The organism is Streptomyces avermitilis MA-4680 = NBRC 14893, from assembly GCF_000009765.2.
GTDB lineage: Bacteria > Actinomycetota > Actinomycetes > Streptomycetales > Streptomycetaceae > Streptomyces > Streptomyces avermitilis.
This window is the reverse complement of sequence record NC_003155.5, coordinates 2,215,778-2,241,734: the sequence shown is the minus strand read 5'-3', so window position 1 is coordinate 2,241,734 and position 25,957 is coordinate 2,215,778. Positions and strand designations below refer to the sequence as shown.

The 25,957-nt window shown below is 68.7% G+C and carries 20 protein-coding genes, 1 tRNA gene and 1 pseudogene; 12 read left to right on the top strand and 10 right to left on the bottom strand.

The genetic code is table 11. The features are described from left to right. The first annotated feature begins 99 nt into the window (after window positions 1–99). Genes SAVERM_RS09645 through SAVERM_RS09625 form a run of 5 tightly spaced genes read left to right on the top strand, consistent with a single transcriptional unit; the run spans window position 100 to window position 5,998 of the window. Window positions 100–1,638, top strand: coding sequence for a sugar ABC transporter ATP-binding protein (locus SAVERM_RS09645; RefSeq protein ID WP_010983267.1), 1,539 nt, complete (start codon window positions 100–102; stop codon window positions 1,636–1,638). Continuing rightward, window positions 1,635–2,654 carry an ABC transporter permease gene (locus SAVERM_RS09640; protein ID WP_010983266.1) on the top strand — a complete coding sequence of 340 codons (1,020 nt, stop codon included), beginning with the start codon at window positions 1,635–1,637 and terminating at the stop codon, window positions 2,652–2,654. The genes SAVERM_RS09645 and SAVERM_RS09640 overlap by 4 nt, the downstream gene beginning before the upstream one ends. Before the next feature lie 17 nt (window positions 2,655–2,671). Then, window positions 2,672–3,721: a substrate-binding domain-containing protein gene (locus SAVERM_RS09635; RefSeq protein WP_010983265.1), complete on the top strand. Its 1,050-nt coding sequence runs from the start codon at window positions 2,672–2,674 to the stop codon at window positions 3,719–3,721. A 51-nt stretch (window positions 3,722–3,772) separates the two neighbouring features. Continuing rightward, window positions 3,773–4,981 carry a Gfo/Idh/MocA family protein gene (locus SAVERM_RS09630; protein WP_010983264.1) on the top strand — a complete coding sequence of 403 codons (1,209 nt, stop codon included), beginning with the start codon at window positions 3,773–3,775 and terminating at the stop codon, window positions 4,979–4,981. Between the two features lie 12 nt (window positions 4,982–4,993). After that, entirely contained in the window at window positions 4,994–5,998 is a 1,005-nt protein-coding gene (locus SAVERM_RS09625) for a sugar phosphate isomerase/epimerase family protein (RefSeq protein ID WP_010983263.1), read from the top strand. Window positions 5,999–6,229: 231 nt separating this feature from the next. Here the strand turns inward: SAVERM_RS09625 and SAVERM_RS09620 are convergent, their stop codons facing one another. The 5 genes from SAVERM_RS09620 to SAVERM_RS09600 form a co-directional block, all read right to left on the bottom strand. Then, window positions 6,230–7,636 (bottom strand): OFA family MFS transporter, encoded by a 1,407-nt coding sequence (locus tag SAVERM_RS09620; RefSeq protein WP_010983262.1) that lies wholly within the window; start codon window positions 7,634–7,636, stop codon window positions 6,230–6,232. Between the two features lies 1 nt (window position 7,637). Next, entirely contained in the window at window positions 7,638–9,026 is a 1,389-nt protein-coding gene (locus SAVERM_RS09615; protein WP_037647383.1) for an OFA family MFS transporter, read from the bottom strand. A 119-nt stretch (window positions 9,027–9,145) separates the two neighbouring features. Next, complete coding sequence (locus tag SAVERM_RS09610) at window positions 9,146–11,290, bottom strand: acetate--CoA ligase family protein (RefSeq protein WP_037647551.1); 2,145 nt, start codon at window positions 11,288–11,290, stop codon at window positions 9,146–9,148. Window positions 11,291–11,294: 4 nt separating this feature from the next. Next, window positions 11,295–12,524 carry a formyl-CoA transferase gene (frc, locus tag SAVERM_RS09605; protein ID WP_010983259.1) on the bottom strand — a complete coding sequence of 410 codons (1,230 nt, stop codon included), beginning with the start codon at window positions 12,522–12,524 and terminating at the stop codon, window positions 11,295–11,297. Window positions 12,525–12,536: 12 nt separating this feature from the next. Beyond that, the gene (locus SAVERM_RS09600; protein ID WP_010983258.1) at window positions 12,537–14,231 is read right to left on the bottom strand and encodes a thiamine pyrophosphate-binding protein; all 1,695 of its coding nucleotides are present in this window, start codon (window positions 14,229–14,231) and stop codon (window positions 12,537–12,539) included. A 178-nt stretch (window positions 14,232–14,409) separates the two neighbouring features. Between SAVERM_RS09600 and sucC the strand changes: the two genes are divergently transcribed. The 3 genes from sucC to SAVERM_RS09585 all read left to right on the top strand — a co-directional run bounded on the left by sucC (window position 14,410) and on the right by SAVERM_RS09585 (window position 18,121). Further along, the gene (gene sucC / locus SAVERM_RS09595; protein ID WP_010983257.1) at window positions 14,410–15,540 is read left to right on the top strand and encodes an ADP-forming succinate--CoA ligase subunit beta; all 1,131 of its coding nucleotides are present in this window, start codon (window positions 14,410–14,412) and stop codon (window positions 15,538–15,540) included. A gap of 11 nt (window positions 15,541–15,551) precedes the next feature. Beyond that, complete coding sequence (gene sucD, locus SAVERM_RS09590) at window positions 15,552–16,451, top strand: succinate--CoA ligase subunit alpha (RefSeq protein WP_010983256.1); 900 nt, start codon at window positions 15,552–15,554, stop codon at window positions 16,449–16,451. Window positions 16,452–16,579: 128 nt separating this feature from the next. Then, window positions 16,580–18,121 carry an aldehyde dehydrogenase family protein gene (locus SAVERM_RS09585; RefSeq protein ID WP_010983255.1) on the top strand — a complete coding sequence of 514 codons (1,542 nt, stop codon included), beginning with the start codon at window positions 16,580–16,582 and terminating at the stop codon, window positions 18,119–18,121. Between the two features lie 44 nt (window positions 18,122–18,165). Here SAVERM_RS09585 and SAVERM_RS44635 read toward each other — a convergent pair. Then, window positions 18,166–18,664: pseudogene (locus SAVERM_RS44635) on the bottom strand (DUF2254 family protein); the annotation flags it as partial. 384 nt (window positions 18,665–19,048) lie between these two features. Between SAVERM_RS44635 and SAVERM_RS09580 the strand changes: the two are divergent. Then, a tRNA-Leu gene (locus tag SAVERM_RS09580) sits at window positions 19,049–19,136 on the top strand. 430 nt (window positions 19,137–19,566) lie between these two features. After that, complete coding sequence (locus SAVERM_RS09575; protein WP_010983254.1) at window positions 19,567–21,450, top strand: DUF2075 domain-containing protein; 1,884 nt, start codon at window positions 19,567–19,569, stop codon at window positions 21,448–21,450. Between the two features lie 46 nt (window positions 21,451–21,496). On the opposite strand, the gene SAVERM_RS45515 is transcribed toward SAVERM_RS09575, so the two are convergent. Further along, window positions 21,497–21,808, bottom strand: a complete 312-nt coding sequence (locus tag SAVERM_RS45515) for a hypothetical protein (RefSeq protein ID WP_308689883.1) — start codon at window positions 21,806–21,808, stop codon at window positions 21,497–21,499. Then, on the bottom strand, window positions 21,796–22,149 hold the full coding sequence (locus SAVERM_RS45510) for a hypothetical protein (RefSeq protein ID WP_306292885.1): 354 nt from the start codon (window positions 22,147–22,149) through the stop codon (window positions 21,796–21,798). The genes SAVERM_RS45515 and SAVERM_RS45510 overlap by 13 nt, the downstream gene beginning before the upstream one ends. A gap of 200 nt (window positions 22,150–22,349) precedes the next feature. Between SAVERM_RS45510 and SAVERM_RS09565 the strand changes: the two genes are divergently transcribed. Beyond that, the gene (locus SAVERM_RS09565) at window positions 22,350–24,464 is read left to right on the top strand and encodes a DUF2075 domain-containing protein (RefSeq protein ID WP_042494306.1); all 2,115 of its coding nucleotides are present in this window, start codon (window positions 22,350–22,352) and stop codon (window positions 24,462–24,464) included. Window positions 24,465–24,527: 63 nt separating this feature from the next. Here SAVERM_RS09565 and SAVERM_RS44630 read toward each other — a convergent pair whose 3' ends face one another. Continuing rightward, window positions 24,528–24,656 carry a DUF6408 family protein gene (locus SAVERM_RS44630; RefSeq protein WP_237528754.1) on the bottom strand — a complete coding sequence of 43 codons (129 nt, stop codon included), beginning with the start codon at window positions 24,654–24,656 and terminating at the stop codon, window positions 24,528–24,530. 317 nt (window positions 24,657–24,973) lie between these two features. Between SAVERM_RS44630 and SAVERM_RS45290 the strand changes: the two genes are divergently transcribed. Further along, window positions 24,974–25,162, top strand: coding sequence for a DUF397 domain-containing protein (locus SAVERM_RS45290; protein WP_037647387.1), 189 nt, complete (start codon window positions 24,974–24,976; stop codon window positions 25,160–25,162). 119 nt (window positions 25,163–25,281) lie between these two features. Here the strand turns inward: SAVERM_RS45290 and SAVERM_RS09555 are convergent, their stop codons facing one another. Continuing rightward, window positions 25,282–25,743, bottom strand: coding sequence for a hypothetical protein (locus SAVERM_RS09555; protein WP_010983252.1), 462 nt, complete (start codon window positions 25,741–25,743; stop codon window positions 25,282–25,284). Between the last annotated feature and the right edge of the window lie 214 nt (window positions 25,744–25,957).

The window sequence follows — 25,957 nt, the reverse complement described above, 5'->3', positions numbered from 1 at the left end:
CTGCTCCGCCCTGCCTGAATGCCTGCCGCACGCCCTGCATGCCTGCTCCGCAAGCGCACGCCCTGAAACCGGCCCGCACGCCTGCCAAAGGGAACCGTCATGGCACCAGAACCACCGCTGCTCACCATGTCCGGCATCACCAAGTCGTTCCCCGGCGTCCGGGCCCTCGACGGCGTCGACCTCGACGTTCAGGCCGGCGAGGTCCACTGTCTGCTCGGCCAGAACGGCGCCGGAAAGTCCACCCTCATCAAGGTCCTGGCCGGCGCCCACCAGCCCGACGACGGCCGTCTGTGCTGGCGCGGCGCACCCGTCACGCTCCGCTCCCCGATCGCCGCCATGCGCCTCGGCATCGCCACCATCTACCAGGAACTAGACCTGGTGGAGGGCCTGTCGGTGGCCGAGAACGTCCACCTCGGCCATGAGCCCACGACCGCCGGCTTCGTCGTACGAGGGAAGGCCGCGCGAGCCTCGACAGCGGCTCTCCTCAAGCGCCTCGGCCACCCGGAGATCGCACCGTCGCGCCTCGTCGGCGACCTGTCGGCAGCCCAGCAGCAGATCGTCTCCATGGCGCGCGCGCTCTCCCACGACGTCCGCCTCATCGTGATGGACGAGCCGTCCGCGGCCCTCGATCCCGACGAGGTCGACAACCTCTTCCGCATCGTCGGCGACCTCACCGCGGACGGCGTCGCCGTCGTCCACATCTCGCACCGCCTCGAGGAGATCCGCCGGATCGGCGACCGGGTGACCGTACTGAAGGACGGGCGCGCGGTGGCGGGCGGGCTGCCCGCGAAATCCACGCCGACGCGCGAGATCGTGGCGCTGATGACCGGCCGCGACGTGGAGTACGTCTTCCCGGACCGGCCGCCCGCCCCTGCCCCAGCCACCTCCGACCCCCTACTCAAGGTCCAGGGCCTCGCCAGGGAAGGCGAGTTCGAGCCCCTCGACCTCGAACTGCGCCCCGGCGAGATCGTCGGACTGGCCGGACTGGTGGGTTCGGGACGGTCCGAGATCCTGGAGACCGTCTACGGGGCCCGGAAGCCGTCCGCAGGGCAGGTCACGGTGGCCGGACGGGCGCTGCGGCCCGGCAGCGTACGCGCCGCCGTCCGCGCCGGACTCGGGCTCGCCCCCGAGGAGCGCAAGACGCAGGCCCTGCTCCTGCTGGAGTCCGTCACGCGCAATGTGTCGCTCTCCTCCATGTCCCGCTTCGCACACGGAGGTTGGATCGACCGCGGCGCCGAACGCGATGCCGCGCGAGCCGCGACCCGGGAACTGTCACTGCGCCCCGACCGTCCGTCCGCGCCCGCGCGCACCCTGTCCGGCGGCAACCAGCAGAAGGCCGTCCTGGCGCGCTGGCTGCTGCGCGGCTGCCGGGTGCTGCTCCTCGACGAACCCACCCGCGGCGTCGACGTCGGCGCCCGCGCCGAGCTGTACGCGGTGATCCGCCGCCTCGCCGACGAGGGCCTCGCCGTGCTGCTCGTGTCCAGCGAGGTACCCGAGGTGCTCGGCCTCGCCGACCGGGTGCTGGTGCTGCGCGAGGGCCGCGTCGTACACCGGGCGCCCGCCCGTGAACTCGACGAACACCGCGTCCTCGACCTGGTCATGGAAGGAAGCCCCGTGGAAGGAACCCCGGCGTCATGACGCAGCCCGTATCTCCGCCCAGGGGCGGCACCGGCCAGGCGTCACCGGTGAGTGAACTCCCCGCATGGCGCTCCCTCGCCGCCCGCGCCGACGTCCGCACGCTCTCGCTGCTCGGTGTGCTCGCCGCCCTGGTCGTCATCGGCGGCATCACCAAACCCGACGAGTTCCTCGACACCCGCAATCTCCAACTCGTCCTCACCCAGGCCTCGGTGATCGGCGTCGTCACCGTCGGCATGACCTTCGTCATCACCTCCGGCGGCATCGACCTGTCCGTCGGCGCGATCGTCGCCCTCGCCTCCGTATGGGCCACCACCGTCGCCACCCAGGAGTACGGCTTCGCCGGCATCCTCTTCACCGCGATGATCGTCGGCGTGGGCTGCGGCCTCGTGAACGGACTGCTGATCGCGTACGGCGGGCTGGTGCCGTTCATCGCCACGCTCGCCATGCTGGCCTCGGCCCGCGGCCTCGCGCTCCAGATCACGGACGGCAGGACACAGATCGTCACCGTCGACACGGTCCTGAAGCTGGGGGAGCGCGATTCCTATCTGCTCGGCATCCCGCCGCTCGTCCTGGTCTTCGCGGTCGTGACGGTCATCGGCTGGCTGATCCTGAACCGCACCACCTTCGGGCGGCGCACGGTCGCCGTCGGCGGCAACGCGGAGGCGGCCCGGCTCGCGGGCATCGACGTACGACGCCAGCGGCTGTACCTCTACCTGCTCTCCGGGCTGTGCTGCGGCATCGCCGCCTTCCTGCTGATCATCCTGTCCGGCTCGGGCCAGAACACCAACGGCAACCTGTACGAGCTCGACGCCATCGCGGCCGCGATCATCGGCGGCACCCTGCTCAGCGGAGGCCGGGGCACCATCACCGGCTCGGTCCTCGGCGTACTGATCTTCACCACGATCACCGACATCTTCGCCCTGAACAACCTGCAGAGCGACGTCCAGCAGATCGCCAAGGGCGCGATCATCGTCGCCGCCGTGCTGGTCCAGCGCCGTACCGCGAGCACGACCTGAGGAAAGGGTTCACCGCCATGCCAGAGCCGACACCTGTCACGAGCCGCAGAGGACTGCTCTTCGGGACCGCCGCCGTATCCGCCGGTGCCCTCCTCGTGGGTTGCACAAGCAATGACACCACGTCCGAGAAGCCGGCCGCGAACGACCGGTCGGCCGCCGACGACAAACCCGGCAAGCACGTCACCATCGGCTTCGCCGGACCGCAGGCCGACCACGGCTGGCTCAACGCGATCAACGACAACGCGAAGAGCCGGGCGAAGAAGTACGGCGACGTGACGCTGGAGATCACCGAGGGCTCCAACGACACCGCCGCGCAGATCGGCCAGATCGAGACGCTGATCAACAAGAAGGTCGACGTCCTGGTCGTCCTGCCCGCCGACGGCAAGGCACTCACCCAGGTCGGCCTCAAGGCGATGCGCGCGGGCATACCCGTCGTCAACCTCGACCGTATCTTCAACTCCCCGCAGGCGTACCGCTGCTGGATCGGCGGCGACAACTACGGCATGGGGCTGAGCGCCGGCCGCTACATCGGCGAGAAGCTCAAGGACAAGCCGAACGCGCGCGTCGTCGAGCTGGCCGGGCTGGACAACCTGGAGCTCACCAAGCAGCGCACGCAGGGCTTCGACGCGGCGCTGAAGAACTACCCGAACATCAGGAAGGTCGCCCGGCAGGCAGCCGAGTTCACCGTCGAGTCCGGACAGTCGAAGATGGCCCAGCTCCTCCAGGCCCAGTCCAGGTTCGACGCGCTGTGGAACCACGACGACGACCAGGGCGTCGGCGCGCTGCGGGCCATCAAGCAGGCCGGACGGGACGACTTCCTGATGGTCGGCGGCGCGGGCGCGCTCTCCGCCTTCCAGGCCATCAAGGCGGACGACGGTGTCCTGAAGGCGACCGTGCTGTACCCGCCGACCATGGCCGCGTCCGCCATCGACCTGGCCCGCGCGCTCGGCCAGGGCAAGGGCGTCGGCGGCCTCGCCGAGTTCGAGATCCCGGCCTCCCTGACCCTCTACTCGGCGGTCGTCGACAAGGACAACGTCGGCCAGTACATGTCCACCGGCTTCAGGTGACCGCCCCTGCTCGCACCCCCACCGCGCCACGACGAAGAGGAGGACAACGGTATGGGACAGCCGCACCCGCGCGACGAGGCGGACGCCGGGAAGCCGCCGCTCGGTATCGGCATGGTCGGCTACGCCTTCATGGGCGCCGCCCACTCCCAGGGCTGGCGCACCGTCGGCCGCGTCTTCGACCTGCCGTCCCGCCCGGTGCTCGCCGCCGTGTGCGGCCGCGACGGACAGGCCGTGCGCGCCATGGCCGAGCGGCACGGCTGGGCGGCGGCCGAGACCGACTGGCGCGCCCTGATCGCCCGTGACGACGTCGACGTCGTCGACATCTGCACCCCGGGTGACAGCCATGCCGAGATCGCCGTCGCCGCGCTGGCCGCGGGCAAACACGTCCTGTGCGAGAAACCCCTCGCGAACACGGTCGAGGAAGCGGAGGCCATGGCGGCCGCGGGCGAACAGGCTTATCGGCAGGGCCGGTTGACCATGGTCGGCTTCAACTACCGTCGGCTGCCCGCCACCTCGCTGGCCCGGCGGATGGTCCGCGAAGGCCGGCTGGGCACCCTGCGGCACGTGCGGGTGACGTACCTTCAGGACTGGCTGGTCGACCCCGAGTTTCCGCTCACCTGGCGACTGCGCAGGGAAGTGGCCGGTTCGGGGGCGCTCGGCGACCTGGGCGCCCACATCGTCGACCTGGCCCAGTACCTCGCGGGCGAGCCCCTGGCCGGAGTCTCCGCGCTCACCGAGACCTTCGTACGGGAGCGTCCGCTGCCCGGCGGCACGACCGGCGGGCTCGCCGCGGTCTCCGCGGGCGGTCTCGGCACCGTCACCGTCGACGACGCCGCTCTCTTCACCGCCCGCTTCGCCTCCGGCGCCCTCGCCACCTTCGAGGCGTCCCGGTTCGCGACCGGCCGCAAGAACTCCCTGCGCATCGAACTCAACGGCGAGCGCGGCTCGTTGGCCTTCGACCTGGAGCGGCTCAACGAGCTCGCGTACCACGACCACACCGAACCCCTCGCGCACGCCGGCTTCCGCCGCATCCTGGTCACCGAGCCCGACCACCCCTACCTGGAAGCCTGGTGGCCGCCGGGCCACGGCCTCGGCTACGAGCACACCTTCGTCCACCAGGCCCGCGACCTGGTCCATGCCATCGCGGCGAACCACCGCCCCGAGCCGTCCTTCGCCGACGGGCTGCAAGTGCAGCGCGTGCTGGCGGCGGTGGAGGAGAGCGCCGCCAAGAACTCCGTCTACACACCCGTAGTGGTCTGAGGAGGCCCGGGAATGCCGCGCGACTTCACACTCTTCACCGGCCAGTGGGCCGACCTCCCGCTCGAAGAGGTCTGCCGCCTCGCCCGCGACTTCGGCTACGACGGACTCGAACTCGCCTGTTGGGGCGACCACTTCGAGGTCGACAGGGCCCTCGCCGACCCGACGTACCTCGAGTCCAGGCACGCGCTTCTCGACAAGTACGGCCTCACGTGCTGGGCGATCTCCAACCACCTGGTCGGTCAGGCGGTCTGCGACGCCCTCATCGACGAGCGCCACCGGGCGATCCTGCCCGCGCGGATCTGGGGCGACGGCGCGGCCGAAGGGGTACGGCAGCGGGCCGCGGCCGAGATCAAGGACACCGCGCGCGCCGCGGCGGCCTTCGGCGTCGACACGGTCATCGGCTTCACCGGCTCCGCCATCTGGCACCTGGTCGCCATGTTCCCGCCCGTCCCCGAGTCGATGATCGACCGCGGCTACGAGGACTTCGCCGAGCGCTGGAACCCGATCCTGGACGTCTTCGACGCCGAGGGCGTGCGGTTCGCGCACGAGGTCCACCCCGGCGAGATCGCGTACGACTACTGGACAACCCAGCGCGCACTGGCGGCCGTTGACCATCGGCCCGCTTTCGGGCTGAACTTCGACCCGAGCCATTTCGTGTGGCAGGACCTCGACCCCGTCGGCTTCCTGTACGACTTCCGCGACCGCGTCTACCACGTCGACTGCAAAGAGGCCCGCAAGCGGCTCGACGGACGCAACGGCCGCCTCGGCTCGCATCTGCCCTGGGGCGACCCGCGCCGGGGCTGGGACTTCGTCTCGGCCGGCCACGGCGACGTTCCCTGGGAGGACGTCTTCCGCATGCTGGGCTCCATCGACTACCGCGGGCCCGTCTCCGTCGAGTGGGAGGACGCCGGCATGGACCGGCTCCAGGGCGCCCCCGAGGCGCTGACCCGCCTGAAGGCGTACGACTTCGAGCCACCGTCGGCCTCCTTCGACGCGGCGTTCGGCGGCAACGACTGACACGAAGCGGCACCCTTGTGAACTTCCCGCGCCCGCCGGGGCGCCGGGCCGCTGAGCGACGGCGGGCGAGGGACACCGGACCCCGTCCGCCGTCCTGCGCCGACCCGCCCCACCGACGTACGCCAAGGAGGCTTCGACATCAACCGCGCCCTGCGCCGCACCGGACCCCACGCTTGAGGGGCCCTGTCAGCGAGCCACCTCCCGGACAGGGCCCCTCGAACGTCGCCGCGCTCAGCCCGCCGGCTGCGGCTCCGGAGTCAGGCTCCTGTCCGTGTTCCGCCCCGGCTGCTTCAGCAGCAGCGCGATCGCCGCCGCCACCATGGAGATCGCCCCGGCCAGCGCGTACGCGCCGTTGTAGCCCCAGGCCGCGACCACCATGGAGCCGAGTCCGCCGCCGAACAGACCGCTGATCAGCTTGCCGCTGTACACCAGGCCGTAGTTGGTGGCGTTGTAGTTCTCGCCGAAGTAGTCCGGGGTCAGCGCCGCGAACATCGGGTAGAACGCGCCGCCGCCGAATCCGGAGAGGAAGGCGAAGAACAGGAACAGCCACTCGCTCTTGACGTCGCCGGCCCAGATCACGCCGAACTGGGCGAGACCCAGGACGACGATCACGAACACCAGGGTGAGCTTGCGGCCCAAGATGTCGGACAGCCAGCCCACCACCGCGCGGCCGATGCCGTTGATGACGGCCATGATGCCCATCGAAGAGGCGGCCACCAGTGGCCCGAAGCCGACCTCCTTGGCGAAGTCGACCTGGAAGGAGATCCCGAAGATCGATACGCCTGCCGTCATGACGAGAGTGATCCACATCAACGGGAGCACACCGGTCCTGATGGCCTCCTTGGGCGTGTACTGCTTCACCGCGGGCGGGTTCTTCGCGAGACTCGCGGCGCTCTTGCCGTTGCCCGAGCAGGTCAGCGGATCGATGTCCGCGGGCCACCAGTTCTTCGGCGGGTCCTTGAAGAAGAACGCGCTGGACAGGACCACGATCATCACGTAGCAGCCGATGAGGTCCAGGACCCGGTGGTAGTTCGCCGTGTCGAACGCGTAGTTGAAGATGAAGATGAAAGGAAGCGACCCGTACGCGAACCCGCCGTTGACGAACCCGGTCCTCGCACCGCGGCGCTCGGGGAACCACTTGCCGACCATGTTGATGCAGGTCGCGTACACCAGGCCGGAACCGATGCCGCCGACGACACCGAATCCCAGAATCGCCAGGAGCACGTTGCTCAGGTGTGACAGGGCGAGGAATCCGACCAGGCACATGCCCGCGCCGAGGTGCATGGCCGTGCAGGCGGTCAGGACGCCCTTCTCGCGCAGCCAGCCCGCGGGGAAGGCGATACCGGCCTGGAAGAAGACCCAGACGCTCAGGATCCAGAACGTGTTGCTCTGCGTCCAGCCGTGGGCGTGGGACAGGGTGTCCTCGGCCGAGCCGTACGCGTATTCGAAGACGCTGATGGCCATCATGGCTGCCCATGGCAGGTACACCATGAATTTTCGTGAGTGGCCGAGGATGTCGCGGTCCGTCTCGCCCACGCGGTAGACGCGGCCGCGCGAGTCGGTCACTTCCCGGTACGAGCGGTTCGGGGCGCCGGGGTCTGCCGACGCGCTCCTCGCCGCGATGGGGTCCGCCGTCATGTCACGCCATCTCCTCGCCGAGCGGCTGCGGGTTGGGGAGGATGTGCTGGGCCCTGGGCCGTCCGGGCGCCCGCAGGAACAGCGCCAGGACCGCCGAGGCCAGCCCGACGGAGCCCGCCAGGACGAACGCGCCGTCGTAGTCCCACGCACCGACGACGACCGCGCCCAGACCGGATCCCACCAGGCCCGAGATGAGCTTGGAGCTGTAGACCATTCCGTAGTTGCTGGCGTTGTTGTTCTCGCCGAAGTAGTCCGCGGTCATCGCCGCGAACAGCGGGAAGATCGCACCACCGCCGAATCCGGAGACCATGGAGCAGAACAGGAAGAACGGCATGCTGCCCATCTGGCCCGACACCAGGACGCCGAACTGGGCGGAACCCAGCACGAGACACACGACGACCAGCGTGTTGCGGCGCCCGTAGCGATCGGATATCCACCCGATCACGCCGCGCCCGGTGCCGTTGACGATGGCCTTCAGGGACATCGCCGTGGCCACGATCCCGCCCGCGAAGCCCATGTCCTTGCCGAACGGCACCTGGAAGGCGATGCCGAAGATGTTGATGCCGGCCGTGCAGAGCAGACAGAACCACATCATCCAGAGCACGGGCGTACGAGCGGCCTCCTTGGGGGTGTACTGCTTGACCGCCGGCGGGTTCTTCGCCAGCGCCCGGCGGATCCTCGGGTCGTCGGTCACCGTCAGCGGGTCGACGTGCGGGGGCCACCAGCTCTTCGGCGGATCCTTGAAGAACCAGCCGGCCGACGCCACCACCAGGCACAGCCCGACGCCCACGCAGCTGAGCACGACCTTGTAGTTGCTCAGGTCCAGCACCGACGTGAAGATGAAGACGAAGGGCACGGACCCGTAGGCGAAACCGCCGTTCACGAAGCCCGTCTTGCCGCCCTTGCGCTCCGGATACCACTTGCCGACCATGTTGATGCAGGTCGCGTAGACCAGGCCGGCGCCGATGCCACTGCACATGCCGAAGCCGACGTAGGCGACGACCACGTTCGGCGCGAAAGCCAGCGCCAGATAGCCCAGCAGGGTGCCGAGCGCGCCGATCATCATCGCCGTGCGGGCGGGCAGCCTGCCGCTCTCCCGCAGCTGTCCGGCGGGGAAGGCCACGGCCGCCTGGAAGAACACCCAGACGCCCATCAGCCAGAAGATGTGTCCGCTGCTCCACAGATGAGCCTCGTGGAGGGTGTCCTCCGCCGACGTGAACGCGTACTCGGCGGAGCTGATGCCCATCATGCCCACCCAGGGCAGGATGACCATCCAGGTGCGTGGCCGGCCCATGAGGTCGGTATCGGTCTCGCCGATCCGGTACACGCGGCCGTTGCGGTCCGTCACCTCCCTGTAGGGGACGGACGTCGATAGGTCGGTGGTTGTCATATCGCGATTGCCCCTTGCGTCGAAAGTTCTGGCCAGCGCCCCCTGTCCAATGCCTTTCGTGTGCGCACGGGTCCCGGGGCGGCCGACGCGCACCGTCGGCCGCCCCGCGCTCGGTCACCTCATGAACCGCCCCCCAACAGCCCCGCCGCCCGCGCCCAGCGATACTTCGCGCCGAGTACGGCCACCGGCTTCTCGGTCGTGTACGGGTACGCCACGACCCCGCGCTCGTAGAGGTACTGGCAGGCCTCCTCGACCTCGACGTCGCCGGCGAGCGACGCCACCACCGGCTTCTCGATGCCGCGCTCCCGGAACTCGGCCACCACGCGCGCGGTGAGCTCGGCGAACACCATGGGAGGGGTGACGATGGTGTGCCAGTAGCCGAGGACCAGGGCGTGGACGCGCGGGTCCTCGAGACCCAGCCGGATGGTCGCCTCGTACGTCGACGGCGGCTCACCGCCGGTGATGTCGACCGGGTTGCCCGCGGCTCCGAAGGGCGGGATGAACGTCCTGAAGGACGCGTCCAGGTCCGGCGGGATCTCCATCAGGGACAGCCCGTTGTCGGTCACCGCGTCGGACAGCAGCACGCCGCTGCCGCCGGCCCCGGTGATGATCACGACGTTGTCGCCCTGGGGAGTGGGAAGCACCGGCAACGCGCGCGCGTACTCCAGCATGTCGTTCAGCCCGGGCGCCCTGATGACCCCGGCCTGCTTCAGGATGTCGTCGTACACGGCGTCGTCGCCCGCGAGCGCGCCCGTGTGCGATCCCGCGGCCTTGGCGCCTGCCGCCGTGCGACCCGCCTTCAGGACCACGACCGGCTTCCTGGGGACCGTCGCCCGGGCCGCCGCCACGAAGGCGCGGCCGTCCTTGAGGTCCTCCAGGTGCATCGCGATGCACTCGGTGTGCGGGTCCTCGCCGAACCAGGTGAGCAGGTCGTCCTCGTCGAGGTCCGACTTGTTGCCGAGCCCGACGATCGCCGAGACACCCGTCTTCGTAGTGCGCGCGAAGCCCAGGATGGCCATCCCTATGCCACCGGACTGCGAGGTGAGGGCGACGCCGCCCTTGACGTCGTACGGCGTGCAGAACGTGGCGCACAGGTCGTGCCACGTCGAGTAGTAGCCGTAGATGTTCGGCCCGAGCAGCCGGACGCCGTGCCGCTCGGCGATCGCCACGACCTCGTCCTGGAGTTCGTGCTCGCCGGTCTCCGCGAACCCGGAGGGGATCAGTACGGCGTTGGGGATCCCCTTGCGTCCCACCTCCTCCAGGGCCGCGGCCACGAACGTGGCGGGAATCGCGAAGAGCGCCACATCCACCTCACCGGGAATGTCCGTGACACTCTTGTACGCCTTGCGGCCCACGATGTCGTCGGCCTTGGGGTTCACCGGATGGATCTCTCCGGAGAAGCCGCCGTCGATGAGGTTGCGCATCACCGAATTGCCGATCTTCCCGTGCTCGTTGGAGGCACCGATCACGGCGACGGAGGAGGGCTGCATCAGCCGGCGCATGGAGGTGAGGATCTCCTCGCGCGTGTACGTGCGTCGGGGCTTCGGCTGCGACTCCGCGAGGATCACCCGGATGTCCGCCGCGACCGCGCCCTCCGGGGTGGCGACCACCGGGTTGAGGTCCACCTCCGCGATCTCCGGGAAGTCCGTGACGAGTCGGGACACCCGGCGGATCTGCTCGGCGATCGCCCACCGGTCCACCGCGGCGGCCCCACGCACCCCGCGCAGGATCTCCGTCGAGCGGATCGAGTCCAGCATCGACAGGGCCTCGTCGGCGTCCACGGGCGCCAGCCGGAACGTGACGTCCTTGAAGACCTCTACAAGTACGCCGCCGAGCCCGAAGGCCACCACTTTCCCGAACGTCGGATCGGTGACCGCGCCGACGATGACTTCCTGTCCCCGCGGGAGGAGTTCCTGAACCTGTACGCCCTCGATGCGGGCCCGCTCGTTGTACGCCCGCGCGTTCTCGACGATCCGGCAGAAGGCGGCGCGTACGTCCGCCGCGCCCTCCACACCGACGATGACGCCGCCCGCGTCGGTCTTGTGCAGGATGTCCGGGGAGACGATCTTCATCACGACGGGGCCGCCGAAGCGCGCCGCGTACGCGACCGCTTCGTCGACGTCCGTCGCCAGTTCCTCGCCGGGCACGGCGATCCCGTACGCGTCGGCGATCACCTTGCCCTCGGGCGCCGTCAGCGCGGTCCGTCCCTCGGCCCGCACGGTGTCGAGGAGCGTCCGCACCCTCAGCGCCCGGTCTTCGGCCATCACGTCAGATCACTCCGTTCGACTTGAGCAGGCGCAGCTCCTCGTCCCCGAGGCCGAGTTCGCCGACGTACACCTCTGCGTTGTGCTCGCCGAGCAGGGGCGAGCTGGTCACGTCCACGGGGGAGTCGGAGAGCTTCAGCGGGCTGCCCACGGTCACGAACTCGCCGCGCTCCGGATGCGGCACCGTCACCACCATCTCGTTGGCGACCAGCGACGCGTCCTCGACGATCTCCTTGGTGGACAGGATGGGGCCGCACGGGATGTTGTGGGCGTTGAGCTTCTCCAGCACCTCCCACTTGGGGAGCGTGGCCGACCATTCCTCGATGAGCTGGAACATCTTGGTGAGCTGGGGCAGCCGCGCCTCCGGCGTCGCCCACTCGGGGTCGTCCGCCAGCTCGGGCCGGCCGATGAGCTCGCTGAGCGGCTTCCAGCCGACGGGCTGCACGATGACGTACACGTAGTCGTTGGGGCCGCCCGGCGCGCACTTGACCGCCCAGCCGGGCTGGCCGCCGCCGGACGCGTTCCCGGACCGGGGAACCTCGTCGCCGAAGTCGTCGTTGGGATATTCAGCGAGCGGGCCATGGGCCAGGCGCTGCTGATCGCGCAGCTTCACCCGGCAGAGGTTGAGCACAGCATGCTGCATGGCCACGTTGACCCGCTGACCGCGCCCGGTGTTCTCCCGCTGGTACAGCGCCGCGAGAATCCCCGCCACGGCGTGGATGCCCGTGCCCGAGTCCCCGATCTGGGCCCCCGTCGCCAGCGGCGGCCCGTCCTCGAAGCCGGTGGTCGACATCGACCCGCCCATGGCCTGCGCGACGACCTCGTACGCCTTGAAGTCGGTGTACGGCCCGTCGCCGAACCCCTTGATGGAGGCATAGACGATCCGCGGATTGATGTCCCGAATGCGGTCCCAGGTGAAGCCCATACGGTCGACCGCGCCCGGTCCGAAGTTCTCGACCATGACGTCGGAGCGCCGGATCAGCTCGGTGAGGATCTCCTTGCCGCGCTCGGTCTTGGTGTTGAGGGTGATGCTCCGCTTGTTGCAGTTGAGCATCGTGAAATAGAGGGAGTCGACGTCCGGGAGGTCGCGCAGCTGCCCCCGCGTGATGTCACCGGTCGGCGCCTCCAGTTTGACCACGTCCGCGCCGAGCCAGGCGAGCAGCTGGGTCGCGGAGGGCCCGGACTGGACGTGCGTCATGTCGAGGACGCGGATGCCTTCGAGAGCCTTGGTCATGGTCGGCTCACCTCACTTGTACATCGTCTGGTTCATGGTTCCGGGGGCGTACGCGTCCGGGTCGACCCAGACGTTGATCAGCGACGGCTTACCCGACTCGCGGGCGCGCCGCAGCGCCGGGCCGATGTCGGCGGGGTCGCGGACCTCCTCGCCGTAACCGCCCAGCATCTGGGCGAACTTGTCGTAGTGGACGTCGCCGAGGGTGTTGCCGACCCGCTCGCGGGCCAGGCCGTACTTCTGGGCCTGGCCGTAGCGGATCTGGTTCATCGAGGAGTTGTTGCCGACGATGCCGACGAAGGGGAGGTCGTAGCGGACGAGGGTCTCGAAGTCCCAGCCGGTGAGGGAGAACGCGCCGTCGCCGAAGAGGGCCACCACTTCCTTGTCGGGCCGCGCCTGCTTGGCCGCGAGCACGAACGGGATGCCGACGCCGAGTGTGCCCAGCGGACCCGGGTCCATCCAGTGTCCGGGCGACTTGGGCTGCACGACCTGCCCGGAGAAGGTGACGATGTCACCGCCGTCGCCGATGTAGACGGAGTCCTCGGTGAGGAAGTCGTTGATCTCGCTGACCAGCCGGTACGGGTGGATGGGTGAGGCGTCGGACCTCAGGCTGGGCAGCCGCTTGTCGAGGGCCGTCTGCTCGGCGGCGCGCAGTTCGTCCAGCCACTCCTTGCGCTTCGACGCGCCTCCGTTGAGGCGCCCGGAGGCCGCCTCGGTGACCGACTTCAGGATCAGCCCCGCGTCGCCGACGATCCCGAGGTCGATGTCCCGGTTCTTGCCGACGGTCCGGTAGTCGAGGTCGATCTGCACGACGGTCGCGTCCGGCGACAGCCGCTTGCCGTAGCCCATGCGGAAGTCGAACGGCGTACCGACGACGACGATGACGTCGGCGTTGGAGAACGCGTACCGGCGCGACAGCTGGTAGTGGTGCGGGTCCCCGGGCGGCAGCGTGCCGCGCCCGGCGCCGTTCATGTACGCCGGGATGTTGAGGGTGCGCACGAGGTCGACGGCGGCCTCGGTCCCACGTGTCGTCCACACCTGGCTGCCCAGCAGGATCGCCGGTTTCTCCGCGTGCACGAGGAGGTCGGCGAGCTGCTCGACCGCCTCGGGATCGCCGGCCGAGCGGGTCGAGGCCCGGTACTGGCCGGCGGCGGGAATCCGGGCCTTGCTCACCGGCACCCTGGCGTCGAGGACATCGCGCGGGATCTCCAGGAAGGAGGGGCCCGGTGCGCCGTGGTAGCACTCGCGGAACGCCATCGACACCATGTCGGCGGCGCGCGCCGTGTCCGGCACGGTCGCCGCGAACTTGGTGATCGGCGTCATCATGTCGACGTGCGGGAGGTCCTGGAGCGACCCCATCTTGTGCTGTGTGTGCGCCCCTTGGCCGCCGATCAGCAGCATCGGGGACTCCGCGCGGAAGGCGTTGGCGACACCGGTCACGGCGTCGGTGGTGCCGGGACCCGCCGTGACGACCGCGCAGCCGGGCTTGCCGGTGATGCGCGCGTAGCCGTCGGCGGCGTGCGCGGCGACCTGCTCGTGACGCACGTCGACGACCTTGATGCCCTCGTCCACGCAGCCGTCGTAGATGTCGATGATGTGGCCGCCGCACAGGGTGTAGATGACCTCCACCCCCTCCGCTTTGAGTGCCTTGGCGACCAGGTGCCCACCGGAGATGAGGTCCGAGTTGTTGTCGCTGCTGCCGTCGGGCATGGCGAAGTCCTGTCCCTTCGTAGGGGGTTGGAACGCTCTCGCGGTACATTGCATACAGTCGACGAATACTGTATGAAGCTTGTTATCCCGCATCCGGTGGGTGGTGTCCAGGGGGCGTGCGGCACTTTTCGGGGGCCCGGGGATCGCTCCCGGACAGACACGGCAGACAGGAGCCGAGATGGACCTGTACGAACACCAGGCAAGGGAACTCTTCGCGGACCACGGCATCTTGGTGCCGAGGGCCGAGGTCACCGACTCGTCCCAGGAGGCGCGCGTCATCGCCCGCAGGCTCGGCGGCCGCGTCGTAGTGAAGGCGCAGGTCAAGACCGGTGGCCGCGGCAAGGCGGGTGGTGTGAAGCTCGCCGCGGACCCCGCCGCCGCCGAACTCACGGCGCGCCAGATCCTCGGCATGGACATCAAGGGACACACGGTCGGCAAGGTGATGCTGGCCGAACCCGTCGACATCGAGGCAGAGTTCTACGTCTCCTACGTACTCGACCGCGCGGCCGGCCGCTTCCTCGCCATCGCCTCCGCGGAAGGCGGCATGGAGATCGAGGAGGTGGCCGCCACCCGCCCGGAAGCCGTGGCGCGTGTCCCCGTCGACCCGGCCGAGGGTGTCACCTCCGCGAAGGCGGCCGAGATCGCGGAAGCGGCCGGGCTTCCCCCGGCGACCGTCGACGTACTCGTCCGGCTCTGGGAGGTACTGCTCCGCGAGGACGCCGTACTGGTCGAGGTGAACCCGCTCGTGCGTACGGCGCAGGGGCAGATCCTCGCCCTCGACGGCAAGGTCACGCTCGACGACAACGCCCGCTTCCGGCAGACGCGTTGGGGCGCCGAAGCCGCGGAGCACGGCGATCAGCTGGAGGCGGCGGCAGCGGCCAAGGGGCTCAACTACGTGAAGCTGGACGGCGAGGTCGGCATCATCGGCAACGGAGCGGGCCTCGTCATGTCGACGCTCGACGTGGTCGCGGGCTGCGGGGCCCGCCCCGCCAACTTCCTCGACATCGGCGGCGGCGCCTCCGCCCAGATCATGGCCGACGGCCTGTCCGTCATCCTCTCCGACCCGGCCGTGAAGTCCGTCTTCGTCAACGTCTTCGGCGGGATCACCGCCTGCGACGCGGTCGCCGACGGGATCGTGCAGGCCCTGGACACCGTCCGGTTGACCAAGCCGCTCGTGGTCCGCCTGGACGGGAACAACGCGGCACGGGGGCGGGCGATCCTCGACGGCCGCCGGCACCCCCTGGTCCAGCAGGTCACCACCATGGACGGCGCCGCGCGCCGCGCCGCCCAACTCGCCGACGCCGGCTGAAGGAGCCCGACATGGCCATCTACCTCACCAAGGAGAGCAAGGTCCTCGTCCAGGGCATGACCGGCGGCGAGGGCATGAAGCACACCCGCCGCATGCTCGCGGCGGGCACGGACGTCGTCGGCGGGGTCAACCCGCGCAAGGCGGGCCGTGCCGTCGACTTCGACGAGCGGACCGTCCCCGTGTTCGGCTCGGTGCGCGAGGGAAGGGAGGCGACCGGCGCCGACGTCACCGTCGTCTTCGTACCGCCTGCCTTCGCCAAGGCGGCCGTCGTCGAGGCCGCCGACGCCGGAATCGCGCTCACCGTCGTCATCACCGAGGGCATCCCGGTCCACGACGCGGTCGCCTTCCACGCGTACGCCGCCGCCAAGGGCACCCGGATCATCGGCCCCAACTGCCCCGGCCTGATCTCCCCCGGCCAGTCCAACGCGGGCATCATCCCCGCCGACATCACCAAGCCCGGCCGCATCGGCCTCGTCTCCAAGTCCGGCACCCTCACCTACCAGCTCATGTACGAGCTGCGCGACATCGGCTTCTCGACGTGCGTCGGCATCGGCGGGGACCCGGTCGTCGGCACGAGCCACATCGACTGCCTGGCCGCCTTCGAGGCGGACCCCGACACCGAACTCATCGTCCTGATCGGCGAGATCGGCGGCGACGCGGAGGAACGGGCGGCCGCGTACGTCCGCGACCACGTCACCAAGCCCGTCGTCGGCTACATCGCCGGATTCACCGCCCCCGAGGGCAGGACCATGGGGCACGCGGGGGCGATCGTGTCCGGTTCGTCCGGCACCGCGCGGGCGAAGAAGGAGGCCCTGGAGGGCGCGGGCGTGCAGGTGGGCGGCACGCCGACCGCGACGGCACGGCTGGTGCTGGCCCGACTGGAAGCGGAGCGTGACGTCACTCATAGTTGAAGCGAGGTAACTGTCGCGCGTCATGCCGTGTCACTACCTTCCTCCGTACGACGTCGGCGCACCACCGTGTGCGCGGACGAGCCATGCACCTACCGCCCCCGACTGTGCACCGAGAGCGGAGCAAACGAATGGCACCCACCCTCACCCTCAAATCCGGCACGTCCTGGTCCGACGCCTGGCGGCGCTGTCTGGCGGTCGCACCCGAGGCGTTCCGGGACGACCGGGTCCTCAACCTCTGGGGCGCCGCCTGGCAGACGGACGGCCGGGCGCTGCCCGCGACCAGTCCCGTGGACGGCAGCCCGATCGCGGGACCGCCGCGCCTGGACGGTGACATCGCCGGGCAGGCCGTACGCGCCTCGCTCGACCAGCACCGCGCCTGGCGCCACGTCCCCCTGGACGAACGCCGGGCGCGCGTCGCCGCGACCCTCGACGCGCTGACCGAACACCGCGAGCTGCTCGCCCTCCTCCTCGTCTGGGAGATCGGCAAGCCGTGGCGGCTCGCGCAGGCGGACGTGGACCGGGCGATCGACGGCGTCCGCTGGTACGTCGACGGAATCGAACCCATGGTCGCGGACCGGGCGCCGCTGGACGGACCGGTCTCCAACATCGCGAGCTGGAACTACCCGATGAGCGTGCTCGTTCACGCGATGCTGGTACAGGCACTGGCAGGCAACGCGGTCATCGCCAAGACCCCGACCGACGGCGGCGTCGCCTGTCTGACCCTGGCCGGCGCGCTCGCCGCCCGCGAAGGGATTCCCGTCACCCTCGTCAGCGGCAGCGGAGGCGAGCTCTCGGAGGCCCTGGTCCGCGCCCCCGAGATCGGCTGTGTCTCCTTCGTCGGCGGCCGCGACACGGGCGCCGCGGTGGCCACGGACGTCGCCGACCTGGGCAAGCGACACATACTCGAACAGGAGGGACTGAACACCTGGGGCGTCTGGAACTACACCGACTGGGACGCACTGACGGCCGTCATCCCCAAGCTCTTCGACTACGGCAAACAGCGCTGCACCGCCTACCCGCGCTTCGTCGTCCAGCGCACCCTGTTCGACGAGTTCCTGGCCGCGTACCTCCCGGCCGTCCGCACCCTGCGGGTCGGCCACCCGCTGGCGGTGGAGCGGCGCGAGGACCCGTACCCGGAGCTGGACTTCGGCCCGGTGATCAACGCGGCCAAGGCGAAGGAGCTGAACGACCAGGTCACCGAGGCCATCGACCGCGGCGCCGTCCCGCTGCACCGCGCCAGGCTGACCGACGCCCGCTTCCTGCCCGGCCAGGACACGTCGGCGTACGTCCAGCCGGTGACGCTCCTGAACCCGCCCCCGTCCTCGCCGCTGCACCACGCGGAACCGTTCGGCCCGGTCGACACCATCGTCCTGGTCGATACGGAGGCAGAGCTGCTGGCCGCCATGAACGCGTCCAACGGCGCGCTGGTCGCCACGTTGTCGACCGACGACAGGGCGACGTACGACCGTCTGTCCCCACAGATCCGCGCGTTCAAGGTCGGCCACGGCAAGCCTCGCTCACGCGGCGACCGCGACGAGCTGTTCGGCGGCTTCGGCGCGTCGTGGCGCGGCGCGTTCGTGGGCGGCGAGCTGCTGGTACGTGCGGTGACACAGGGGCCGGCGGGGGAGCGGCTGCCCGGCAACTTCCCGGAGTACCACCTCATGCCGTGAGGCCGGGTCGGGCGGCGCCGGCGTCCGCGGTGCCGCCCGACCGGTCACCGGAGCGATGATCTTGTCTGCCCATCGGCGGTGGATCGGGCCGCCCAACCGATGCCTTGCCGGTCCGGTCGCAGAGCGAAGGCGCGGTCCGCCGCCTCCGGGAAACTCCGTTCCACGGACTGAGCCAGCAGCAGCCGCCGCTCCTCGGGTGCCAGGAGCGGCGGATCGTCGAGCCCGGCCAGCAGCCGCTGCCTCACCTGGGCGCTACTTGCTGCTGGGGGCTGCTGCCCGCACACCCGTAGATCTCGGCGAACCCTAGATCCACCAGCTCGCTCAAGCTCGGCACGGCACCAGCCGTACCGTCCCCCGTCGGTCACGGTGGAGCGAGGCGCCGAGCGGTTGCCGGCCGGGCAGGGGGCCGCAGCCCATTGGTGACGGGGCCGCTGTGCACAGCAAACACCGGGGTCTTGGGAACCACGAAGTCACCGATCCGTGGATGATCCGCAGGACGACGCCGTGCTGCCGGGCCATGTGGACCAAACGTGCGACGTTGACGTAGGGGAGGTGCCGAGAGGCATGCCTGTGATGACCGGATGGACTCCGCCCTGATCAGATCGGCGACAGGCCCGACGACCCGCATCAGCCACAGGCTCGAGTTGCCGCCGCCCACACGAGTAGGACCAGCACCAGGGCGGCGGTCGGAGCGAACCCAAAACGTGTCGCCAGTGCTTCCGCAGCGTGGACAGCGCCCTTGGCCGCCATACACGGGCGGACCCGCCGTAGCCGTTCGGCCTCCCATAGTGAGTCTGTAGGCGCCCTCCACGACCTTCGTGCACCCGCCGTCGGGGCGCGGATATGCAGGTGAAAGGCACTCCGAAACCTTGGTATTGTTGTCCATGTCGCCGCGGGGAACACCTCCGGCCAGGCGGCAGACACCTAGTCCGGGTGGCGGAATGGCAGACGCGCTAGCTTGAGGTGCTAGTGCCCTTTATCGGGCGTGGGGGTTCAAGTCCCCCCTCGGACACCAGTTAAAAACCCCTGTTGACCAGGGGTTTTTCTGTTTTCTGGGTGGGTATGCACAGCCGTCGGCAGCGGCGGGCGGACGTTGGCGGGACCATAGAGATAGGGGCAGGCGTACCTGTTTGACGCAAGTGCTCGCTGACAGGGACGGGGCGGCCGCCTAGGCAGTGGGGGGAGTGGCCTCCGATGGAATCGTGATCACTGCCCGCGCTTGTGGCAGCCCATGTGTGAGATTCCCTGTTGATGGCCCACGGCCTGAAAGGCTGGCGCCAAAGCAGGCTGACGGTCTGCCCAGAGGCTCCTAAGTCCTCTCGCCGCCCAGGTACCCTTGATCACATCGTCATCGCGGCCCGACGGGCTTCCGCTCCACGCCGGTGGAGTTTCGAAGGACATGCCCCCACCCGCACGAGTCATTTCGTGCTGCCTGGGGGAATTCCTTGCTGTTCCGCGCGTCCGCCGCAACGGTCGCTGTCATGGCGCTCGACGGCTCGCTCTTCCTGCATCTCACCGAACAGTTCGTCCGCATGCATGGCTACCGCCCCGGCCCTTCCGAGGTCCGTTCCTGGGAACGCAGCATTCCCGCTCTGACGGCGGCACTGAACGAAGCGAGCCTGGGCGACGTAGAGGTCATGATCGAGTACGCGCTGCCGTTGAACAGCAAGCGCGCCGACGCCGTGCTTGCCGGGCTGCACCCAGCCACGGGAGAACCGGCGTACGTCGTGGTAGAGCTGAAACAGTGGAGCCAGGCCGCGCCTGATGAGGACGACCCGGTCCTTTGTCATGTGGACGCCTACGCACACCCGGTCCTCAATCCCATCGAGCAGGTACGCCGCTACTGCGAGTACCTCGTCAACTTCAACGGGGCGGTCGCCGAGCACCCTCAACGCGTCAGCGGGGTGGCCTACATGCACAATGCCACAGAGTTCGGGGCCAGCGGGCTACGAGAGATCGAACTTGACGACCAGGGGCAATTGTTCACTGCCGAGCGCCGAGGGGAATTCCTGGACCACCTCCGTTCCAAGCTGAGCGACAAGCACCCTGGCGCCCGAGCAGCAGACGAACTCCTCGCCGGTAAGACGGTCCCCTCCAAGCAACTGATGTCCGTCGCGGCTCAGGAGGTGCAAGACCGAGAACAGTTCATCCTCCTGGATGAGCAGCAGGTGGCGTACCGCACAGTGCTCAACGCCGTACGCAAGGCGAAGCAGTCCGATCGCAAGGAAGTCTTGATCGTCACCGGAGGTCCCGGAACGGGCAAGAGTGTCATCGCGCTTTCGTTGCTCGGTGAGCTGTACCGACAGGGCGTTCCGGCTCTACATGCCACCGGCTCTCAGTCGTTCACTAAAACCATGCGTAAGGTCGCGGGCGCCCGCAAGCGCGAAGTGCAGGACCTCTTCAAGTACTTCAACAGCTTCATGACGACAGAGAAGAACACCCTCGACGTCCTGATCTGTGACGAGGCGCACCGCATCCGCGAGACCTCCGCCAATCGCTACACCCCTGCAGCCCATCGCAGCGGTCGGCCGCAGATTGAGGAGTTGATCGACGTCGCCCGGGTGCCTGTGTTCCTCCTCGACGAACACCAAGTGGTGCGCCCCGGCGAGATGGGCACAGTGGCCGAGATCAAGGCGGCCGCCGCGAAGAAGGGCTTTGAGTGTCATGTCGTACCGCTCGAAAGCCAGTTCCGCTGCGGTGGCAGCGATGCCTACCTGCGCTGGGTCGTTCGCCTCCTCGGCCTCGAGCCGGGTGGCCCTGTCGCCTGGGACCCCGATGATCGGATGCAACTCCTGGTCGCCGAAAGCCCGGAGGAGATGGAATCGTTTCTCCAGAACCGCCGAGGGCAGGGATACGGCGCCCGAATGTCCGCGGGATACTGCTGGACCTGGTCGAAGGAGCCCAAGCCGGGCGACCCGCTCCCGGCGGACGTCGTCATCGGCGACTGGGCGCGCCCCTGGAACCTCCGGGGCGAGCGCGCCATCTCCGGCGCACCGCCGTCCGCCCTGTGGGCGACCGACCCGGCCGGCTTCGGCCAGGTGGGCTGCGTCTACACGGCACAGGGCTTCGAGTACGACTGGTCCGGCGTCATCATCGGCCCGGACCTGATCTGGCGTGGCGACACCTGGGTCACCGACCGTACCGCCTCCAAGGATCCGGTCTTCAAGAAGTCCACTCTGGATTCGGACGTCGATCGCCTGATCCGCAACACCTACAAGGTGCTGCTGACGCGGGGCATGGTCGGCACGGTGGTGTACTCCACGGATCCCGAGACGCGGGCGAAGTTGCGCGAACTGGTGGGGGTGCAACGCGAGGTGGTCGCAGTCTGATCGTGGGCGGACGAGCGCCATGACCGGAGCTGCCCCCCCAATACGGTCATACCGGATAGCCCATGTCCGCGGCGTCCTTCTTGATTCCCGAGAAGGAGACAACCGGATTCAGACGCGCCACTACGTCCTGCGTCAGCGGCCTCTCCTCGAATATGTGACGCACGGCGTCCAGATCGACAGGCCTCTCGTAGTAGTCCTCGGCGAATGTCTGGAAGGTCTCCGGGCGCGGATCGACAAGGGGTCCGAGCATCCACCCGGAACCGTCGGGGTCCGAATCATCGGTCGGAAAGTCCATTCGACCCGTGTGCCAGGTGTCGTCGTCCGTTTCGCGCCACAGGCAGAAGGTCACCATGGGCATGCCGTCGTCGACGAACGTGGATCTTCGACGTAGGCCCGAAAGGTCTCCGGCACCGAATCGAGTACGCCCGGCCAGACAGCGTCGTCGGCGTAGGGGCTCATGGGCGACTCGTGGTCGAAGCCACGGATGTACGCACCAGCCGGGGAGAAGACGATGTCGAACTCGTCCCCGCTGCCATTCCGCGTGGAGAAGACCTCTTCCGTCTCCGACCAGTTTGCGTCGAAGGAGTGGTACCGGTACGCGCCGGGCTTCAGAACCGCCTCCGCCACGGCGATCGACCGGCACAGGCTCCGCAGGTCGGGGATACGGGGGAGGGCCGCGGCAAGATCGTGAACAGTCATGCGCCCATACAAGCGCACCTGACTGACAACTCGATCCGGCCACGATGCTCGTCGATCAAGCCGACAGCCGGTTCCCGTCCTCGGAGTCTGCAGCGGTTCCCTAGGATCACCCGTACCGGTTGCGGCCCGACGGGCTTCCCCACATGGACATGCCCCCACCCGCACGAGTCACTCGTGCCCTGGGGGAACACCTCGTGTCCATGCTCCTGCTGAAGTTATCGGCGCAGGATCTGCTCGCCCTGAACTCACGGCGCCGCATGGTGCCCCACCTGGCCGCCAGGTGGAAACACTTCCGCGGATCGGATGCCTCGCTCTCCGAGCGTTCCGCCTGGGCGGAGAGCCTGGTCGATCTCGCCAAGGATCTGGTGGCGGCCAACCGGGGAAATGTGGAAATGATCGTGGAGTGTGCGGCGACGGTCGACGAGTCCGACCGCCCGGGTGCTCCCCGTCTCATCGACGTCGTCTTGATCGGCCATCATCCGTACACGCGCGGCCTCTCGGTGCAGCTTGTCGAGCTGAAGCGCTGGTCGATGGTGACCAGGGTGGAAGCGGCCACAGCAGAGTTGGTGCATGTACCGGGGATGGGCGAGAAGAAGCATCCGGCGGTGCAGTTGCGGGAGTACTTCGACGCCTTCACCGGTGCCAGAGGGCCGCTGAGCGGACTCGACTTCGAGTGTGGAGGCTTCGCGTACCTGCACAACGCGACGGACGCGTCCGTGAAGCCGTTGATGGACCTCGATGCGCCTACCGGCGCTTACGCCCGGATGTACACGAACGACGGCCGCGGACGGCTGATGTCGGACCTGCGCAAGCACTTCGCCGAGGACGGCGGCGCCTCCGCGGCCGAGACGCTGCTCCGCAGCATGCAGTTGCGGAACACGCCACTGCTCGACGCCATGATCAGGTCGCGTGGAGAGGACACAGTGTTCACCCTGCGTGGGCGCCAGCAGGAGGTCGCCGACCAGATCCTTGGCACGACTTCCCTTGTCCTCGGAGACCCGAATCAGCCGGCTCTCATGCCGGACGAGAGACGGGTCGTCTTCCTGGTGACGGGTGGTGCCGGTACGGGCAAGAGCGCCATCGGTTTGCAGGTCAAGGCGGAACTCGAAGCCAATGGGCGAACAGTCAAGTACGCCAGCGGCAGCCGGGCCTTCAACGGCGCGATCCAGGAGCATGTCGGCTACGGAGACCGGGAGTTCAGGGAGAGCTTCACCTACTTCAGTAGTTTCGTGACTCCACCCGAGCCCCCTTTGGATGTATTGCTCTGTGATGAGGCGCATCGTCTGCGGGACCGCTCGACCAGCCGCTTCTGGCGGCCCGAGCAGCAAGGCACAAAGCCCCAGGTGGATGAACTGCTCGAAGCGTCCCGTCTGACCGTGTTCTTCCTGGACGAGAGCCAGTCCGTGCGGCCGAACGAAGTCGGCAACGTCGAGCTGATCGAGAATGCAGCCAAGCGGCACGACGCCGAACTGGTCCGCTACAGGCTCCGCGAGCAGTTCCGGTGCGGAGGCAGCGATGCCTACATCCGATGGGTGCGAGCCGTACTCGGTGTGACGGACGACGTAGCGGAACAGTGGACGCCGGACGGGCTGATGCATATCGAGGTGGCAGACAGCCCCGAGGAACTCGAGCAGGTCATCCGCTCGGAAGCCCTCGCCGGCGCCTCAGCGCGTATGGTTGCGGGTTACTGCTGGCCTTGGACCAAGCCCCTGGGCAAGGAGAAGCGGCTCGAGGCTGACGTCCGTATCGGCGACTGGCACCGTCCGTGGAACGCTGACAGTGAGAGCTTCTGCGAGAACGGTGCTCCGCCTTCGAAGATCTGGTCGGTGCACCAGGACGGCCTCGAACAGATCGGCTGCGTGTACACCGCGCAGGGACTTGAATGGGACTGGTGCGGCGTGATCATGGGTGACGACATGGTGCGCCGTGACGGCAAGTGGGTATTTCGGCGCGGCAAGGAGCGCAAGGACCTGGAGGCGGGCGTCAAGCGCGTAGCGGTGCCGGGGTCGTTTGATCCGAAGGTGCGGGCGAGCAGCGTCGACGATGGGGGCTTCGCGCGGCTCGTCCGCCATGCCTACCACGTGCTGATGACCCGTGCCAGCCGCGCGACCGTGCTCTACTCCACGGACGAGGAGACGCGCGTCTACCTCAAGGATCTGGTGGGCAACGTCCAGATTCACGGCCTGCGCCCCACCTGGGAAAACCTACCCCCTGAGGCACGCGTACCGCATCTTCCCCGCCCGCGGCGCGGAGGGCGGAACCGTTCACGCAATCGGCGAGACAAGGGGCAGCCGGGTCAGAAAACACTGTTCTGAGAGGGCGGGAACCTTCGAAGCAGAGGAGAGTGGCGGGCTCACCGGGCCCGCCACTTGCCCGTCTCAGAAGAGCAGGCGCACTACCGCCACCAGCGCCGCCAACACAAGGTTGGTGACAATGCCAGCAGCGACGTCGATCAGGATCTTACGAAACCAGATGCGACGCGCGGGCTTGTACTCGACAGGGTTCATACGTGACCACTCCTTGGCAGTGAGCTTGGAATGGCAGGGACAGCCCTACCGGGCATCCGCTCTCACACCACATGAAGCCACGCAGTGGAAACCACTCGTCAGTCACGGCCGAGGGACTGGCCACTGAACTCCGCTCTCATACCCTCCGGGAAGGCGCGCAGCGTGAAGTAACCCTATCGCACAGCCCAGTTGAAAAAGTTGCGCGCCGTCTGCAGCGTTACGGGTCCTCCCGCCCCAGGGCATTGCCCGTCGACCGCGGCTGCGCAGCCTAACCAAGGACAAGGGACTGGGCGTCCACGTAACGAAGAGGTCAGGGGGTGGCTGTCCTCCACGAACACCTTCAAAGCGCCCTGGTGCTCATCGTCCTGCACTGTGGGCGTCCCGCAGAGCTCCCCGGTTCCCAGGGTGACAGTTGCGTGGAGGTCACCCGGCAGCCTGTCGCCATCCACGGCCGCGACTCCAAGGCGAAGGACAGGCCTCGGTTCGCGACCACCTCGTCGACTTGATCTGATTTCATCAAATATGTCATGCCTTGATCATTCTGCCGGTCCGACGAGGCAAGGAAGAGGTACGCCATGGCCCGTCGGCGCGACACCGACGGGCACGTGACCGGAACCGGGGACGCTCAGCCGATGAATGAGCCCGGGGCGCAGGCGCTCGCGGCCACCCAGGTGTGGGACATGATGTTGTCGTTCATGTTGGCGCCGTTGGTGAAGTGGTTGCGGCCCAGGTTGTCGACGTACAGTTCGCCCGGCTTGAGGCAGCCGTAGCTCGTGTCGTTGTAGTTCGTCAGGTAGTAGAAGGCGACGACGTCCTTGCCGCCGACGTAACCGCTGTTCATGACCGACGACGCGACATTGACGTCACTGCCTTGGAAGGGGCCGGCGCCGTCACCCCAGTTGGGGTCGCTGCCGGGCGTGACGCCGAGGAGTTCGCCCTGGCAGTCCGCGTCCTTCCAGGCACGTACGTTGCCGTCACGGCCCGGCCACTTCGCGTCGCAGCCGGCGCTCGCGTGGGCGGTGGCCGGGACGGCGAGGCCGAGGGCCGCGAGGCCCAGCGTGGCGAGGGCGATGCTCAGCTTGCGCATGATGGATTCCCGTTCTGCCTCGCGTCGGAGGCGCTGTGGATCCGTGACGGTCGTCACGGGGAGTGAGCCGCGAGCGTCGTCGCGGACAGGGAGCCGTGGCGAGTGAGCCACGGAGATCACGGGTGGGCAGGCCGGCCGGGCACGGCGGCCGGGGCAGGGCCGGTGCCGGTGTCGGTGGTGCTGACGGTGCCGGTGGTGCTGACGGTGGTTCGCG